This window comes from Bradyrhizobium sp. F1.4.3 (genome assembly GCF_040548375.1).
GTDB lineage: Bacteria > Pseudomonadota > Alphaproteobacteria > Rhizobiales > Xanthobacteraceae > Bradyrhizobium.
Window position 1 is genome coordinate 34,208 of the sequence record NZ_JBEPRN010000009.1, and the last position, 15,911, is coordinate 50,118.

General features: G+C 63.8%; 13 protein-coding genes and 1 pseudogene. 2 read left to right on the top strand and 12 right to left on the bottom strand.

Annotation, left to right across the window (positions count from 1 at the left end):
* Window positions 1-190 precede the first annotated feature (190 nt).
* The gene (locus ABIB73_RS22560; RefSeq protein ID WP_354227461.1) at window positions 191-1,009 is read left to right on the top strand and encodes a chromate resistance protein ChrB domain-containing protein; all 819 of its coding nucleotides are present in this window, start codon (window positions 191-193) and stop codon (window positions 1,007-1,009) included.
* Window positions 1,009-2,388 (top strand): chromate efflux transporter, encoded by a 1,380-nt coding sequence (chrA, locus tag ABIB73_RS22565; RefSeq protein WP_354227463.1) that lies wholly within the window; start codon window positions 1,009-1,011, stop codon window positions 2,386-2,388. The genes ABIB73_RS22560 and chrA overlap by 1 nt, the downstream gene beginning before the upstream one ends.
* Window positions 2,389-3,123: 735 nt before the next feature.
* Here the strand turns inward: chrA and ABIB73_RS22570 are convergent.
* The 12 genes and pseudogenes from ABIB73_RS22570 to ABIB73_RS22625 form a co-directional block, all read right to left on the bottom strand.
* Window positions 3,124-3,642, bottom strand: coding sequence for an SgcJ/EcaC family oxidoreductase (locus ABIB73_RS22570; RefSeq protein WP_354227465.1), 519 nt, complete (start codon window positions 3,640-3,642; stop codon window positions 3,124-3,126).
* 904 nt (window positions 3,643-4,546) lie between these two features.
* Window positions 4,547-6,091 (bottom strand): GMC family oxidoreductase, encoded by a 1,545-nt coding sequence (locus ABIB73_RS22575; RefSeq protein ID WP_354227467.1) that lies wholly within the window; start codon window positions 6,089-6,091, stop codon window positions 4,547-4,549.
* A gap of 4 nt (window positions 6,092-6,095) precedes the next feature.
* A complete protein-coding gene (locus ABIB73_RS22580; protein ID WP_354227469.1) occupies window positions 6,096-7,646 on the bottom strand; it encodes an ABC transporter substrate-binding protein in 1,551 nt (516 codons plus the stop codon).
* A 320-nt stretch (window positions 7,647-7,966) separates the two neighbouring features.
* Window positions 7,967-10,225, bottom strand: a complete 2,259-nt coding sequence (gene parC, locus ABIB73_RS22585) for a DNA topoisomerase IV subunit A (RefSeq protein ID WP_354227471.1) — start codon at window positions 10,223-10,225, stop codon at window positions 7,967-7,969.
* 64 nt (window positions 10,226-10,289) lie between these two features.
* Window positions 10,290-10,528: pseudogene (locus ABIB73_RS22590) on the bottom strand (hypothetical protein).
* Between the two features lie 151 nt (window positions 10,529-10,679).
* Window positions 10,680-11,432: a DNA repair protein RecO gene (gene recO, locus ABIB73_RS22595; RefSeq protein ID WP_354227473.1), complete on the bottom strand. Its 753-nt coding sequence runs from the start codon at window positions 11,430-11,432 to the stop codon at window positions 10,680-10,682.
* Window positions 11,433-11,577: 145 nt separating this feature from the next.
* The gene (locus tag ABIB73_RS22600) at window positions 11,578-11,958 is read right to left on the bottom strand and encodes a hypothetical protein (RefSeq protein ID WP_354227475.1); all 381 of its coding nucleotides are present in this window, start codon (window positions 11,956-11,958) and stop codon (window positions 11,578-11,580) included.
* Window positions 11,959-11,979: 21 nt separating this feature from the next.
* Window positions 11,980-12,906 carry a GTPase Era gene (gene era, locus ABIB73_RS22605; protein WP_354227477.1) on the bottom strand — a complete coding sequence of 309 codons (927 nt, stop codon included), beginning with the start codon at window positions 12,904-12,906 and terminating at the stop codon, window positions 11,980-11,982.
* Window positions 12,896-13,729 carry a ribonuclease III gene (gene rnc / locus ABIB73_RS22610; RefSeq protein WP_354227479.1) on the bottom strand — a complete coding sequence of 278 codons (834 nt, stop codon included), beginning with the start codon at window positions 13,727-13,729 and terminating at the stop codon, window positions 12,896-12,898. The genes era and rnc overlap by 11 nt, the downstream gene beginning before the upstream one ends.
* A complete protein-coding gene (gene lepB, locus ABIB73_RS22615; RefSeq protein ID WP_354227481.1) occupies window positions 13,726-14,490 on the bottom strand; it encodes a signal peptidase I in 765 nt (254 codons plus the stop codon). Before lepB ends, rnc begins: the two co-directional genes overlap by 4 nt.
* Before the next feature lie 249 nt (window positions 14,491-14,739).
* A complete protein-coding gene (acpS, locus tag ABIB73_RS22620; RefSeq protein ID WP_354227483.1) occupies window positions 14,740-15,159 on the bottom strand; it encodes a holo-ACP synthase in 420 nt (139 codons plus the stop codon).
* A complete protein-coding gene (locus ABIB73_RS22625; RefSeq protein WP_354227485.1) occupies window positions 15,156-15,908 on the bottom strand; it encodes a pyridoxine 5'-phosphate synthase in 753 nt (250 codons plus the stop codon). Before ABIB73_RS22625 ends, acpS begins: the two co-directional genes overlap by 4 nt.
* Between the last annotated feature and the right edge of the window lie 3 nt (window positions 15,909-15,911).

A 15,911-nucleotide genomic window follows, 5' to 3' on the forward strand; every position in this document is an offset into this window, starting at 1 on the left:
AGTCTCCGAAAGGTCTGGTCCGTTGACCCGCAATATAGACCTGCGGGATGCCGGTGCAAAATCAAGGAAACGAGCCGATTGACAGCTCGGCGCGGTTTCGCTGTAATGGCGTTCATGGGGATTTGAGCGATCTCCCCACGAGGCGACATGCCCAAGTATCGCGTCCCGTTTGCTTTTACGAGGGCGCATCATGTCTTCCTACACGACGATATCATCTGACAAATTGGCACGGCTGATCGGCACGGGAAACGCCCCTGCCCTAATCGACGTGCGTACGGACGAGGATTTCGCCGCCGACCGGCGGCTGATTCCCGGCTCCATCAAGCTTAGCCACGACAACGTCTCGGACTGGGGCGGCGAATTTGCCGGCCGCTCCGCGATCGTCTCATGCCTGCGCGGCGAAAAGCTCGCGCAGGGCACTGCGGCCTGGTTGCGCCAGCTCGGCGTGCAGGCCGAGACCTTGGAGGGCGGCTTCGAGGGTTGGAAGGCGGCAAAGCTGCCGCTCGTCGACACCCGCAAGCTGCCACCACGCGATGCGAAAGGCCGCACCGTCTGGGTGACGCGGGCGCGGCCGAAGGTCGACCGCATCGCCTGTCCCTGGCTGATCCGCCGTTTCGTCGATCCTAACGCGGTGTTCCTGTTCGTGGCACCATCCGAGGTGGTCGCCGTCGGCGAGCGCTTCAATGCAGCGCCCTTCGACATCGAGAACGTGTTCTGGAGCCACCGCGGCGAGCTCTGCACCTTCGACATCATGATCGAGGAGTTCGGGATCACCACGCCGGCTTTGCTCCGGCTCGCAACCCTGGTGCGCGGCGCCGACACCGCGCGGCCCGACCTCGCGCCGGAGGCGCCCGGCCTGCTCGCGGCCTCGCTCGGGCTCTCACGCATGTACGACGACGACCTCGAACAGCTCGAAGCCGGCATGCTTCTCTACGACGCCTTCTATCGCTGGTGCCGCGACGCTACGGCTGAGACCCACAACTGGCCGACCAACAAGGTGAAGGCCTGATGGATACCCGTAGCATTCAAGCCGAAGCTGATGCCGGTCACGGCATCAGCTTCGGTGAAGCGTTTCGCGTCTGGCTCCGCGTCGCCTGCCTCAGTTTTGGTGGGCCCGCGGGCCAGATCGCGGTGATGCACCGCATCCTGGTCGAGGAGAAGAACTGGATCTCCGAAGGCCGCTTTCTGCATGCGCTGAACTACTGCATGCTCTTGCCGGGACCGGAGGCACAGCAGCTCGCCACCTATATCGGCTGGCTGATGCACCGCACTGCCGGCGGGCTGATGGCGGGCGGGCTGTTCATCCTGCCCGGCATCATCGCCATCATGGGCTTGAGCTACGTCTACGCCGCCTTCGGCAATGTCAGCTTCGTCGAGGCGCTGTTCTTCGGGCTGAAGGCCGCCGTGCTCGCCATCGTCGTCGAGGCGGTGGTGCGCGTCGGCAAGCGCGCGCTGAGGAATCGCATCATGATCGCGCTCGCCGCGACCGCCTTCGTCGCGATCTTCTTCTTCGCCGTCCCCTTCCCGATCATCATCATCGCCGCCGGCGTGATCGGCTATGCCGGCGCCAGGCAGGGCCGTCCGGAATTCGCGCAGGCCGGTCATGGCGGCGGCGATGCCGCGATCGACAGCATGCTCGGCGAAGCCGTACCCGACCACGTCCGTCCCGGCACAGGGCGCGCGATCCGTGTCGGCGCGTTGTGGCTTGGGCTGTGGTTGGTGCCGGTGATCGCGCTGCTTGCGGCTCTCGGGCAGGCCAGCGTGTTCAGCCAGATCGCGCTGTTCTTCTCAAAGATGGCGCTGGTCACCTTCGGCGGCGCCTATGCCGTGCTCGCCTATGTCGCCCAGCAGGCGGTCGAGCACTATCACTGGCTCAAGCCGCACGAGATGCTCGACGGCCTCGGCATGGCCGAGACCACGCCGGGCCCGCTGATCATGGTGCTCCAGTTCGTGGGCTTCATGGCGGCCTACCGCGACGCCAGCGGCCTGTCGCCGATGCTCGCGGCCACGCTCGGCGGATTGCTCGCGACCTGGGTGACGTTCACGCCCTGCTTCCTCTGGATTTTTGTGGGCGCCCCCTACATCGAACTGCTGCGCGGCCACAAGGGCCTCGCCGGCGCGCTCAGCGCCATCACCGCCGCCGTCGTCGGCGTGATCCTCAACCTCTCGATCTGGTTCGCGCTGCACACGCTGTTCCACGAGACCGTGTCGGTCCATACTTTCCCGTTGAACTTCGACATGCCAGTGCTGACCAGCGTCGATATCCCGGCGCTGCTGCTGTCGATCACGGCTGCGACCGCGATCTTCCGCTTCAAGCTCGGCATGCTCACGGTGCTGGCGGGGAGTTGTGCCGCCGGCGTGGCGCTGCGGCTGGCGGGGGTGATTTAGGGCGTGTGCTCATCGAGCGGTCGGCCGCGACCCAGGCCGCTCAACTCTCGACAGCGGCGAAGGAACGGGCACTGCCTAACGTCGCATAAGGCCACAAGCGGAAGTTGACATCGGGGGTTTGTCTCGCAAACTTGGGCGCATCTTCCTAAGCGAAACCGAGCCGGCGCATCGATGACGATTTCACTGAATGAACTAATGGGTTGGTGGAAGCTCTCCAGAGTTTGGCACGAATTTCCCGACGCCCCTACAAAGTGGCCCTTCGGCACTAGCGCGACCGGATCGCTTGTCTTCACGAGCGACCAACGGATGATGCTAGTTGTCCTTGGGAGCGAAGGGGCCTTAAGCGCCTTGGGCTACGAGGTTCATTCCGGACGCTTCGTTCTTGAAGGTTCGGAAATCAGCACGATTTCTGACGTTTCGTCGCGGCTCGAATGGAGACACACCGAACTCAGATATTCAGCCTCGTTGGCGCACGACGCTCTTTTTCTGACATCTCCGCAGGTCGGCTTGCTTTACGATGGTGCTCCATTCGCAGCCGCGTCTATATGGGTCCGACAACCCGAACGATAGCTCTCAGGCTTGCCCATCATTCTGCCGAATTGCCATTTGTCCAAAGTCGGCGTGATGCAGGCTCTGGGTCATGAACCGAAGAGCTCTCGGCGAGCATAGCGAGTCCGCGTCACCCCGATGAGCAGCCCTTCAGCTCTGGGCCAACTGACTGGTTGGATCGTTAGCTCATTTCGGGACCGGCGAGCCGTGGTGCTGAGCGATCAGCCATTGGCCATCGACTTTCACCAACGCGAGCGTCAAACGGTAGGGGATCATTGTGCCGTCTTTGAGAGTGAAACTCGCAAAGCCGGAGCTGAGGAGGACGTTTGATCCCACCGCTATGGCTTGTTGGTCGCCCATCTTTGCCTGGATGCCTGGCGGCAGCTTACTGAAGTAAGCACGCACGCCTTCCGAGCCGGAGAATAGCTGGGCGGTCGAACCAAAAAGCGTTGCATCCTTGGTATAGAGAGCGACGAACTTGTCGGCATCGCCCGAATTGTAAACCTGCTCCCACTGCGCTCTCGCCGCCGCAGCGTCTTCGTTCGGTCCGGCCTTTGCGAATTGCGGCGAAGACAAACCAACGACAATCAGAAAAACTGCCAACAGCCTCTGCATAACGATCCCCCCATAATTGGTGTGGTTGCGGGCTGCACGAGCCTGCACCGGAAAAATTTCAGCCCAATTCATCAAAGCACGTTCAGCCACTGGCAGGCTACAGCCATTGTCCGAGTTGGGTCAAACCCGATAAAACTCGCCGCGAGCATCCAACGTCCACCTGTCTGCCGGAGCAGCCGAAGGAATTGCTCCGTCGGGCAAAACAGGCACGCCGCATGACCTCACGACCTGTCAAGCCCCATCAACCCAAATATTCCACTTTACCGAAATTCGGATTTGTCGTAAAAGCGAAACACCCTGGCCCGAGACAAGGGGCGGATCGCGATCGTCACGAACCGCGGGCCTGGCAGCGATGGACGCGACGGCGTCGGGCGGGATCGGCGTTGCAGGGCGGCTTTAGTCGTGAGCAATGGCCGTCGTGCCGACGACACGACGCCGACAGCGTCCTGGCATGGCTTCGGGCGTGAGCACACGCCAGCTCCCGAAGTCCCAGCGAGGACGTGCGCGGACGAACAAGTCGTGTGGTCCTGACGCCCGGAGCCTGTGCGTCAAGTCCTGTGGTGATGTGGCAGCCCGACCGGGCGTGCGCATCAGTCATCCGCAGGGCGACGGGGGCAATAGTGCATCGCTCCCCGGGGAGAGCACGAAGGACACGTTAAAACCATCGCGCAGGGAAGGCCGGGCGACCGGCAACACCTGTGGTCCACCCCGTGTGCATTTCTATGGCGCACGGACCTGCGGGTGCCAGCCGGCGCCCGGCCTTCCCTGCGCCCTCGTCTCTGCGAGGGCGCTGCGAGAAACAAAACTCGGGCGAAAGGCGCCGCGAGAACGTGAAGGTGTGTCTGCTGTTTGATATGTGAATTGGAGAACGATGGCCTCGCCGCTTGCTCCGTCATTGCGAGCGGAGCGAAGCAATCCAGACTGTCTCCGCGGAAAGATTCTGGATTGCTTCGCTCCGCTCGCAATGACGCGGAGGTAGCTTGCCCCAGCAGAACTACCGCATCATCATCCGTGCAATCGCCTCGCCGATCACCACCGTCGTGAAGTGGGTGTTGGCCCGGCAATCCGACGGCATGATCGAAGCGTCTGCCACGCGCAAGCCCGCGATGCCTTTCACCGTGCCGTCGGGATTGACCACGCCGTCGGCGTCCTTGAAGCCGGTCATACGGCAGCTGCCGGCGGCATGCTGGATGTCGCCGGTTTCACGGCGCAGCAACGCATCGAGCTCGTGTTCCGGCAGCGCGGCAGCCTGCGGCAACGTCAGATCGGTGTCGGTCAGCCGGATCCAGTCGGCGATGCCGGCGAGCGCGGGCTGGGAGGTGATCATGGCCAGCCGCTTCACCGCATCCATCATGCGCAGCATGTCGCGTGGATCGGCCAGCATGTTCTCCTCGACGATCGGATCGATTTCGGGATCGATCGAGGCGAGCTTGAGCGTGCCACGTGAATAGGCGTTGAACAGCCCGGCGCCGATGGCCCCGGGCACGCCGATGCCGCGGTGGTTGAAGGCGATAAGGATCATGTCGCGCTTGCCGCCACTGGCGAGGCCGGAGGAGTAGGTCACGCAGCAATTGGTGTGGCGGGTGTCCGGATCGGTGGGCCGCAGATTTTCGTGGAGCTGGATCGTGGCGCGAAACAGCGGGTGGTCGAAGAAGTGCCGGCCGACCGGCAGGTCCTGTTCGACCGCAATCCCCATCGCGTTCAACTCGGCGGCCGGTCCGATGCCAGAACGCAGCAAGATCGCCGGACTGTGGATGGCGCCGGCGCAGAGCACGATCTGGCGCGCGCTGATCTCGCTCGTACCCTGCCCCTCGATGTGGACGCGGAGGCCGGTCGCGCGGCCGTCGCTGATCAGCACGCGATCAACCAGCGCACGCCCACGGATCTCCAGATTGGCGCGGCTGCGCGCAGGCTCCAGATACCCCTCATTGGTCGTGATACGGCGGCTATCGCGGCTGTTGATCGGATAACACGCCGCACCCTCGCCGTCCGGACCGTTGAGGTCGGCGCACCAGGGATAGCCGCTCGCCAGCGCCGCGTCGCGCAAGCCGCGATCGATCGGGCCCCATGTCTCGGGCGGAGCGCGATAGACCGGCAACGGCCCGCCGCGTCCGTGTCCCACAGCGTCGCCGAATTCCAGATCGTCCTCGATGACCGAGAACAACGGCATCACCTCTTTGGCCGACCAGCCAGTGCAGCCATTGGCCGCCCATTCGTCGAACGCGTCCGCAACGCCACGGATGGCGATCTGACCGTTCATCATCGATGAGCCACCGAGCCCCTTGCCGCGCCAATAGAAGCGCGGCTCCTGCCCCGCTACCCGGCGCGTCAGCAGGTCTGGCCATTGCCATTTCTCCTGGTACTCGCGCTTGTGGATGATCGGAATCGGATTCGGCGTCATCACCTCCCATGGCGCCTCGTCGGCGCGCCAGTCGAGACCGGCCTCAAGCAGCAGAACGCGCCTTGCGGGATCCTCGGAGAGCCTCGCCGCAACAGCGGCGCCGGCCGAGCCGCCGCCGACAACAATGACATCGTACATCGCGTTACTTCTCAACGTTCCAGAAAACCGGGATGGCGGACGGTATCAGACCGCGCAAGCTGGCGCGATAGGCCGCCGGCTGCGCGAACTGGCCCCACGGAATCGCAGGCGCCTGATCGTACATGACGCTCTGGATTTCGCCGGCGATCTTCTTGCGATCCTCCTCGGCAGGCGCCTTGGCAAAGGCTTCCATCAACGGCGTGATGCGCGAATCGCATTGCCAGCCGGTGAAGTCGGCGCAATTGAAGGCGACCATGACGTTGGTCAGGGGCGAACCCAGATCGAAGCCGCCGGCATGAACGCCATACACGCTCCAGCCCTCCCTCTTGGCGCGGCGTGCCAGCACACTCGCCCAGTCCATCACCTGGAGATCGACGTTGAACCCGGCAAGCTTCAGCCGCTCGGCCAACACCTGCGCCGAGACACGCGGGGCTTCAAGATCGTTGGCCTCCATGACGACGACGGGCTCGCCGGCATATTTCGTCGCCTTCAGCGCGGCGCGCGCCGCCTCGATCGACGGGCTGGCCGCAGCCTCGATGCCGGCCTTGCTGTCATAGGTGGTGCCGCATGTGAAGTACGTCGCGCAGGGCGCGGCGTATTTGGCATCGAGGCCGAGCGCGTCCAGCACCTCGCGCTGATCGACCAGCCTCCATAGCACGCGTCTGATAGCAGGATCGTCGAACGGTTTCGATGCGGCGTTGAGGCGATAGGCGCCTGCAAACATGTTGCCGCCGGTGAAATTGACGAGTTTTACGCGCGCATTCTTTTCAAGGGCCGGCAGGAGATCGAACGGTGCATATTGCATGAAGTCGATTTCGCCGGCCTGGAGCGCGGAGGCCGCGGTCGACCCGTCGGGGATGACGCGGATCTCGAGCGTGTCGATGGTGACGCGCTTGCCGCCGGCGAGGAAATCGGCCGGCTCAGGGCGCGGCACATAGTCGGCGAATTTCTTCAGGATCATGCGGTCGCCGGTGCGGTGATCGGCCTTGCTGTAGACGAACGGGCCGGAGCCGATGATCTCGGTGATGCGCTGGTCGCCGGGCGTCTTGGCGATGCGCTCAGGCATCATGAAGGCGACGGGGCTAACGGGATTGCCGAGCGCGTCGATGACAAGGCCGGACGGCTCCTTCAGCGTCAGCACGAACGTCTTGGCGTCCGTCGGCTCGAGCGACGCCGTGATCGCGAAAATGCGACGACCGAGCGCGCTGCGGGTGCCCCAGCGGCGCAGCGAGGCCACGCAATCCGCTGCCGTGACCGGCTGGCCGTCATGCCACTTCAAGCCGTCACGCAGTGTGAAGCTGTAGGTCAAGCCATCGGCTGAGACTTTCCAGTCCTGCACCATCTGCGGCTTGACGTCGCCCTTGGAGTCCTTCGCGAACAGCGTGTCGAACACCATGTAGCCAAACGTGCGCGTAATGTAGGCCGTGGAGAAATGCGGATCGAGCGTGACGATTTCTGCCTCGAGCACCGCGACGAGATTGCCTGCCGCGTGCGCCGGCGTGGCGACCAGCGCGAGGGCAAACAGCGCCGGCGTGAAAGTCTTCAGTTTGAACATTGATGCCTTTTTTCGCTTTTTGGAAGTTCGTGTGCGCGAAATAAAAGGCAATGTTCGTGCCTGCAAGGCGGAGTCACTCATGCCGTGACGACTACCTGCTGCGCGTTTGCGCGGATGCGATTGGCGAGGTTGCGATCTCTCGTGTCCCGGACGCAGCGCAGCGCTACTTCAGCGGTGCGCTGCTGAGCCCGGGTCCATGTTTCCGAGCATCATCCGCGCAGCGTGGGTCCCGGCTCTGCGCCGCAACACCATAAGCGCGTTTACGCGCGTCTTCGACACGCTATGGAGCGTTGCAGCGCGTCCGGGACACGAGAGCCACCCTATCCGATCAGCCGACCGAACCTGTTCGATTTCGGGAATCCCTTCGGCGGCAGGCGGCCGGCGTCGGCGCGGGTGCCTTGCCACTCGGCGAGCTCCTTCATGGTCGCCGAGAATTCGCGGCCGGCGGAATCTTTCCACGTAAGGCCCGCCTTGGCGTCGAACACCGCGATATCGGACAGGCCGCCATCCTTGTACTTCTGCAAGCGCACGCCGCGGCCGCGCGCCATCTCCGGCACCTCACTCAGCGGGAAGATCAGCATCTTGCGGTTGTCGCCGATGACCGCGATGGTGTCGCCGAGCACCTCGGTGATCGCACGCGCCTCGTTCGGCATCTCGACGTTGAGAATCTGCTTGCCCTTCTTGGTGGTGCCGACGCAATCGTCCTCGTTGACCACAAAGCCCTGGCCCTCATGGCTCGCGACCAGGAATTTGCGTCCGCCCTTGTTGACGAACAGCGCGACCGGCGCGGCCTCCTGCTCGAGATCGATGAACAGGCGAATCGGCTCGCCATGACCGCGCCCGCCCGGAAGTTTCGCAACATCGAGCGAGTAGAACTTGCCGTTGGTCGCGAACAGCAAGAGTTTCGAGGTCGTTTCCGCGAAGAACGCAAAGCCGAGCTTGTCGTCCTGCTTGAAGGCAAGGCCCGAGAGATCCTCGACGTGCCCCTTCATGGTGCGGATCCAGCCCTTGTCGGAAACGACGACAGTGACCGGCTCGCGTTCGACGAAGGCTTCCTCGATCGCCGCAAGATCGTGCTCGGGCGCATCGGCAAAGGTGGTGCGGCGTTTGCCGAGCGGAGTCTTCGGTCCGAACATGTCGCGGACCTTGCCGACCTGCTCGGCGACCTTCTTCCACTGCTCGACTTCGGAGGCGAGCAGGGCTTCGATGCCCTTCAGCTCTTTGCGCAGATCCCTGTCTTCATTGCGGATCTCCATTTCCTCGAGCCTGCGCAAGTTGCGCAAACGCATGTTGAGGATGGCCTCGGCCTGAACTTCGGTGAGCTTGAATGCCTTGATCAGCGCCGGTTTCGGCTCGTCCTCGGTGCGGATGATCTTGATCACCTTGTCGAGGTTCAGATAGGCGACCAAATGGCCGCCAAGGACCTCCAGCCGGTGTTCGATCTGACCCTTGCGGAAGTTGGAGCGGCGGATCAGCACATCGCGCAAATGGTCGAGCCATTCGCGCAGGCACTCCGCGAGCCCCACCACCTTGGGGATGCGACCCTTGATCAGCACGTTGAGGTTCAGCGGAATCTTGTTTTCCAGCTCGGTCAGCCTGAACAGCGATTCCATCATCAGGGCGGGATCTACGTTCTTCGACTTCGGCTCGATCACGAGACGGACGTCTTCGGCCGACTCGTCCCTGACATCGCCGACAAGCGGCAGCTTCTTCTGGTCCAGAAGCTCGGCGATCTTCTCGACCAGGCGCGACTTCTGCACCAGGAACGGAATCTCGGTGATGACGACCACCCAGGTGCTGCGGGCGCCCTCCTCCTGCTCCCACTTGGCGCGAACGCGGAAGGAGCCACGGCCGGTGGTGTAGGCCTCAGCAATCGCCTGCTTGGAATCGACGATGATGCCGCCGGTCGGGAAATCCGGGCCCTTGACCCATTTCAGCAGCGCTTTGGATTTCGCGTCGGGCTTCTCGATGAGATGCAGCGCGGCGTCGCAGAGCTCGGCCGCATTGTGCGGCGGGATCGAGGTCGCCATGCCGACCGCGATTCCCTGCGCGCCATTGGCGAGCAGGTTCGGGAAGCCGCCGGGCAGGACGATGGGCTCTTTCGACTGGCCGTCGTAATTGGGGCGGAATTCGACTCCGTCCTCGTCGATGCCGTCGAGCAGAAGCCGCGCGACATCGGTCATGCGCGCTTCGGTGTAGCGGTAGGCGGCGGGGTTGTCGCCGTCGATATTGCCGAAATTGCCCTGGCCGTCGACCAGCGGATAGCGCGAGGAGAAATCCTGCGCGAGGCGAACCATGGCGTCGTAGATCGCCTGGTCGCCATGCGGATGGAACGAGCCCATCACGTCGCCGACGATTTTTGCGGATTTCTTGAATCCCGAGCCCGGATCGAGCCTCAGCAGGCGCATGCCATAGAGAATGCGCCGGTGTACCGGCTTCAGGCCGTCGCGCGCATCCGGCAGCGCACGGTGCATGATGGTGGAGAGCGCATAGGCGAGATAGCGCTCTTCCAGCGCGTCCCGCAGCGGCACCTCATGAATTTCAGCCGGCTCCCCCGGCGGAATCAATCGTTTTCCCATGCCGCCCGGTTAGACCGTACGGGCGAATCGGGCAAGGATGGATTGGTTCCCTGTGGGCGGCTACTTACTGCCCGGCCCGGCCGGCGGTCACGATCTGGGTGACCTTGGTCTGCGCGGTTGCCGGGCATTGGTCAGGCAGCGTCGGGCGGTCTCGATCTCGGCCTCTGTCGCGCCATGGGATCGCCCCCATGTCTCTGCCGCGACTGCCGAATATTTCGCCACATAGTATCGGACGACGGTGCAGGAGGCGCGACGAATCAACCCCGGCTGCTCGCCTGCAAGGGCATCCGGCGCCAGCGCCATCAACGCTGCCTATACCACAAGTGCCTTGATCAACATCAGGCTTTCCCCGGATTGGAGGCTTTCCCTGGATTGGAACCCCGGAGGCCCATCCGGGACCGGGATTTGTTCCAGAAACAGCTATCTTATTCGGCAATGCAGAGTAGTGGTGGCCTCATGGCGCCGACATCGCCGCCCTCGCCTGCTGCCGCGTCAATGCGTTGATGAAGCCTGCGCGAGCGTCGGAATGGACCTGCCCGCGCGGCTCCAGCACGTGGCGCAGCAGGAATAATCCGGTGAGCCGAAACCCGTCCTGGAGATCCTGATCGGTGAGATCGCCGTGCATCTCGCCCTGGCGCAGGAACGGTGGCAGCCGCAACAGCCGGTCGCGCCACGGCTCGCCGGCGGTGCGCGACACCGCGCCGCCGGATTTCGGCGAGACGTAGATCAGGTCCGAGGTCTCCCCGGTCACAGCGCAGTTTTCCAACGCCAGTCCGAAGCCGAGCTCGGAGAGCATCGCCAGCTCGAAATGAATGACGTGCACGGCAGCGCTGCCGATGTCGTCAAAATCGTCGAGCGAATGTTCGAGCCGCACAAAAATCTCTTCGTGCGGATCGCGCTCCGGCAAGAGCCGTGCGATCGAGGCAAGATGGGTCACGCCGTAGACGCCATGGGACGACGTCAGCAGCGTCGCCGCGCGCAGCTTCAGGCCTTCGATGGCATAGGTGCCGAGATGTTCGTCGAGCCGCGCCCGCCACACCACGCTGACGCTATTGCCTGGTTGCAGCAAAGGCCGCATCCGCGAACCGGCGCCGCCGCGCACGAGGCCGAGATGCCGGCCGTGCGCACGTGTCAACAGCTCGACAATGGCGCTGGATTCGCCATGCCGCCGCACGCCCAGCACGATGCCTTCGTCGGTCCATTCCATGGGAGGAAGTGTAGCGCATTTTGAGGAATCGTAGGGTGGGCAAAGCGAAGCGTGCCCACCATTTTAATTAACCGAACGCTGGCGGCTGCGGTGGGCAGGGCGCGCAAGGGCGCGCCTTTGCCCACCTACGGCAACGCGCGAAACCTCACGCGTTGAACCAGCCCTGCGCGTCGCCACTGAAGGAGAAATACAGCCCGAATACCGTCAGCACGCAGGAGACGATCTCGATGGCGCTGTCGAGCTCCATCCCCTTCTCCCCGATGACCTGGCCGAGCGAGATCACGGAGAGCACCAATGCCGCGGCCAGCACCCATCGCGGCCAGTTCTTGCGCCAGTGCGCGGCGAGCCAGACGAAATAGACCAGCAGCGAAATCATCACGCCGCCGAGCAGCGTCGACGTCATGATCATCTGGTCGGTCATGTCGACTGTGGGCGTGCGATCCTGGACCGCCACCGACAGGGCATCCAGCATCAGCGAAGCATAGAGCAACGCTTCGAAGCGCTGGACGTTGCGGGGCACGCTCATCGGGTACCGATCTTTTCTTGGTTATTCTTTGGGAAATTCCAGGCCCATCTCGCGGTAGCGATCGGGATCGTCACCCCAGTTCTCGCGCACCTTGACGAACAGGAAGAGATGCACTGGCACGCCCAGGATCTCGGCGAGCTCCTTGCGCGCATCCGCGCCGATCGACTTGATGGTGGCGCCGCCCGCGCCGAGCACGATCTTGCGCTGGCTCTCGCGCTCGACGAAGACGGTCTGCTCGATGCGCACCGACTTGTCCTTGCGCTCTTCCCACTTGTCGGTCTCGACCGTCGACTGATAGGGCAATTCCTGGTGCAGCTTGCGAAAGATCTTTTCGCGGGTGATCTCGGCCGCAAGATGTCGCATCGGCGCGTCCGACATCTGGTCTTCGGGATAGAGGAACGGGCCCGGCGCCACCATCTCGGCAAGCGTATGCCTGAGATCATCGACGCCGTCGCCCGACAGCGCCGCGATCATGAAAGTCCTGGCGAACGGCATGCGCTCGTTGGCGGTCTGTGCCAGCGCCAGGAGTTTTTCGCGCTGGACCAAGTCGACTTTGTTGATCACCAAAATCTTGTCGTGATTGACGCTCGCGGCCTTGGCGAGGATCGCCTCGGCCTCCTCGTCGATGCCGATCTTGGCATCGATCAGAACGCAGACGAGATCGGCGTCGTGCGCCCCGCTCCAGGCGGTGGAGACCATGGCGCGGTCGAGCCGGCGCTTGGGTGAGAAAATACCGGGCGTATCGACCAGGATAATCTGCGCGTTGTTCTCGATGACGATGCCGCGGATCAGCGCGCGCGTGGTCTGCACCTTGCGCGAGACGATCGTGACCTTGGCTCCGACCAGCGCGTTGACGAGCGTGGACTTGCCGACATTGGGCGCGCCGATCAGCGCAACGAAGCCGCAGCGCGTCGCGGCAGGCGTCTCGCCGCTTGCTTCAACCGTCATTGCTGCCGCCAACGCCTTCGCGTTCAATCATGACCGAGGCCGCTACCTTCTCTGCCGCGCGCTTGTTGCCGCCGATGCCTTCGGCCGGCGCCAGGCCCGGCAGGTCGACCGCGACGCGGAACTGCGGATCGTGATGCGGGCCGGTGCGCTCGACCTCGCGGTAAACAGGCGTCGGCAGTCCCTTCCCCTGCGCCCATTCCTGGAGCACGGTCTTGGGGTCGCGCAGCGGCCTGCGCGGCTTGTGCATGCGCTCGGTCCAGTTGCGCTTGACGAACTCGGCCGCAGCCGCATGGCCGCCGTCGAGGAAGATGGCGCCGATCACGGCTTCGCAGATGTCGCCGAGGATGGACTTGCGCAGGCGGGCATCGGCGCTGGAGCCGACCGAGCCCAGTTTGATGTCGTCGAGCAGACCAAGCGACTTGGCAACGTCGGCGCAGCTCTCCTTGCGTACGAGCTCGGCAAGACGCTTGGACAGTTCGCCCTCGTCGGCGTTCGGGAAGGCGTGATAGAGCATGTCGGAGACGACGAGCCCGAGCACGTGGTCGCCGAGGAATTCCAGCCGCTGATAGCTGTCGCCGCGCTTGCGCCCGGACTTCAGCGCCGAGACATGCGTGATCGCCTGGACCAGCTGGTTCGGATCCGCAAAGCTGTGACCGATACGCGCTTCGAGCGCCGCATTCGCGTCCGCCGCCTTGGGCTTGCCACCCCGCGCCCGCTTCTTCGCAGGCGTCTTCGCCACAAGCGTCTTGGTCGCAGCTTCGCCGTCAGGGCCCGCTTGCGCCTCGATCGGTTGAGTCGTGATGTCCTTGGCTTCGTCTTTCATCGGACGATTTTGAAGAAACGATTCCAGCGCACCGCCCACGGCCAGCGCCAGAACATCCAGGCATGCTCGCCCTCGCCGATGGAGAAGAAGATCATCTGGGCGCGGCCGATCAGGTTCTCCTGCGGTACATAGCCGACCTGGCCGAGAAAGCGGCTGTCGGTCGAGTTGTCGCGGTTGTCGCCCATCATGAAGAAGTGGCCGGGCGGCACGCTGTAGACGTTGGTGTTGTCCATGTAGCCGTTGTCGGCGCAATCCAGCGTCTCATAGGACACGCCGTTCGGCAGCGTCTCCTTCCAGCGTTTCACCCGGGAGGTGCCGCCGCCTTCGGAGCCGCAGGGATCTTCGCCGACAAATTCGCTCATGCGCTGCCGCTCGACCGGAGTGTCGTTGATGTAGAGCAGCCCGTCCTTCATCTGGATGTGGTCGCCGGGAAGACCGATCACGCGCTTGATGTAGTCGGTGGAGTCGTCCTTCGGCAGGCGAAACACGACGATGTCGCCGCGGTTCGGATCCGAGCCCCAGATGCGTCCCGAGAACAGCGGCGGCGAGAACGGGATCGAGTAGTGGCTGTAGCCGTAGGAATATTTCGAGACGAACAGATAGTCGCCGACCAGCAGCGTCGCCTTCATCGAGCCGGACGGGATGTTGAAGGGCTGGAACAGGAAGGTGCGGATCACGAGCGCGATCAGGAGAGCATGGATCACGACCCGGATCGTTTCGCCGACGCCGCTCTCAGTTTTTGTTCCCGAAGTCACGCTCATTGCTCTCTCAATTCCGGCCGGCGGTCATAGAGCGCCCTCCCCTCGCGAACGGCCCATCGCTTCGCGGCACAAGGAGATTGTCCTGATTCTGATAGTGAGGGCTAATTCCGGCGTAAAGCCGAATTTGCCCAGGCTGATTTGCGTTCGCGGACTTTTAGACGGTTGTCGGGGTCCACGCAATCAAGGATCGCATCAAAAACGCATAAGATATTGATTTTTAATACGAATTATAAAATGTTTGCCGAGCCGTCAGGGCTTGGCCAGCGGGACGGCGGAAATGATCACGAAGGCCTGCGCCAGCGGCCAGTCGTCGGTGATCGACAGGTCGATCTGCGCCTCGAACCCTTCCGGCGTCAGGGCCTGAAGCCTGGCCAGGGCTCCCCCGGTCAGCCGCATGGTCGGCCGCCCTCCCGGCAGGTTGACCACCCCCATGTCGCGCCACCAGACCCCGCGCCGGATGCCAGTGCCGAGCGCCTTGGAACAGGCCTCCTTGGCGGCAAAGCGCTTGGCATAGGTGGCCACCACCATCTTCTCGTTCTTGGCCCGCCGCTCCGCCTTGGCCCGCTCGGCCTCAGTGAAGATGCGGTCGAGGAAACGCTCGCCGTGGCGCTCGATCACCTTGGCGACACGGGTGATGTCGATCAGGTCGGAGCCGATGCCGATGATCATGCCCGGCTCCGGCCGCGGTCCATCGCCGCGCGCATGCTGCGGACCGTCTCGGCAAGGCCGACGAACAGGGCTTCGCCGATCATGTAGTAGCCGATGTTGAGCTCCATGATCTCCGGCAGCGCCGCGATCGTCTCCGCCGTCGCATAGTCGAGCCCATGCCCGGCATGAACCTCCAGCCCCGCAGCCTTTGCGAGCTTCGCCCCCGCCACGATCCGCCGCCATTCGGCCTCGGCCTTCTCGATGTGGCCGTCGACCACGGCGTCGCACCAGGCGCCGGTGTGGATCTCGATCACGGGCGCGCGCAGCCGCGCCGCCATCTCGATCTGCGCGGGATCGGCGGCGATGAACAGCGAGACACGGATGCCGGCATCGTTCAGCCGCGCGATGCAGGGCGCGAGCGCGTTGTGCTGGCCCACTACATCCAACCCGCCTTCGGTCGTCACCTCCTGCCGGCGCTCCGGCACCAGGCACACCGCATGCGGCTTGGTGGCGAGCGAGATCCGCATCATGTCGTCGGTCGCCGCCATCTCGAAATTGAGCGGCTTGGAGATCTCGGCCTTCAGCCGCGCCATGTCCTCGTCGCGGATGTGCCGGCGATCCTCGCGCAGATGCGCGGTGATGCCGTCGGCACCGGCCTCGATCGCCAGCAGTGCGGCACGTACCGGATCGGGATTGCGGCCGCCGCGCGCGTTACGCAGGGTCGCGACATGATCAACATTGACGCCGAGGCGGAGCGGAAGAGCAGACATTGC

What these genes read in the sequence shown, in the direction of transcription:
- ABIB73_RS22580 (WP_354227469.1), bottom strand. Translation starts at nt 7,646, where the DNA reads ATGTTCAAACTGAAGACTTTCACGCCGGCGCTGTTTGCCCTCGCGCTG.
- lepB (WP_354227481.1), bottom strand. Translation starts at nt 14,490, where the DNA reads ATGAGCGTGACTTCGGGAACAAAAACTGAGAGCGGCGTCGGCGAAACG.
- rnc (WP_354227479.1), bottom strand. Translation starts at nt 13,729, where the DNA reads ATGAAAGACGAAGCCAAGGACATCACGACTCAACCGATCGAGGCGCAA.
- ABIB73_RS22625 (WP_354227485.1), bottom strand. Translation starts at nt 15,908, where the DNA reads ATGTCTGCTCTTCCGCTCCGCCTCGGCGTCAATGTTGATCATGTCGCG.
- chrA (WP_354227463.1), top strand. Translation starts at nt 1,009, where the DNA reads ATGGATACCCGTAGCATTCAAGCCGAAGCTGATGCCGGTCACGGCATC.
- ABIB73_RS22560 (WP_354227461.1), top strand. Translation starts at nt 191, where the DNA reads ATGTCTTCCTACACGACGATATCATCTGACAAATTGGCACGGCTGATC.
- parC (WP_354227471.1), bottom strand. Translation starts at nt 10,225, where the DNA reads ATGGGAAAACGATTGATTCCGCCGGGGGAGCCGGCTGAAATTCATGAG.
- acpS (WP_354227483.1), bottom strand. Translation starts at nt 15,159, where the DNA reads ATGATCATCGGCATCGGCTCCGACCTGATCGACATCACCCGTGTCGCC.
- ABIB73_RS22600 (WP_354227475.1), bottom strand. Translation starts at nt 11,958, where the DNA reads ATGAGCGTGCCCCGCAACGTCCAGCGCTTCGAAGCGTTGCTCTATGCT.
- era (WP_354227477.1), bottom strand. Translation starts at nt 12,906, where the DNA reads ATGACGGTTGAAGCAAGCGGCGAGACGCCTGCCGCGACGCGCTGCGGC.
- ABIB73_RS22575 (WP_354227467.1), bottom strand. Translation starts at nt 6,091, where the DNA reads ATGTACGATGTCATTGTTGTCGGCGGCGGCTCGGCCGGCGCCGCTGTT.
- recO (WP_354227473.1), bottom strand. Translation starts at nt 11,432, where the DNA reads ATGGAATGGACCGACGAAGGCATCGTGCTGGGCGTGCGGCGGCATGGC.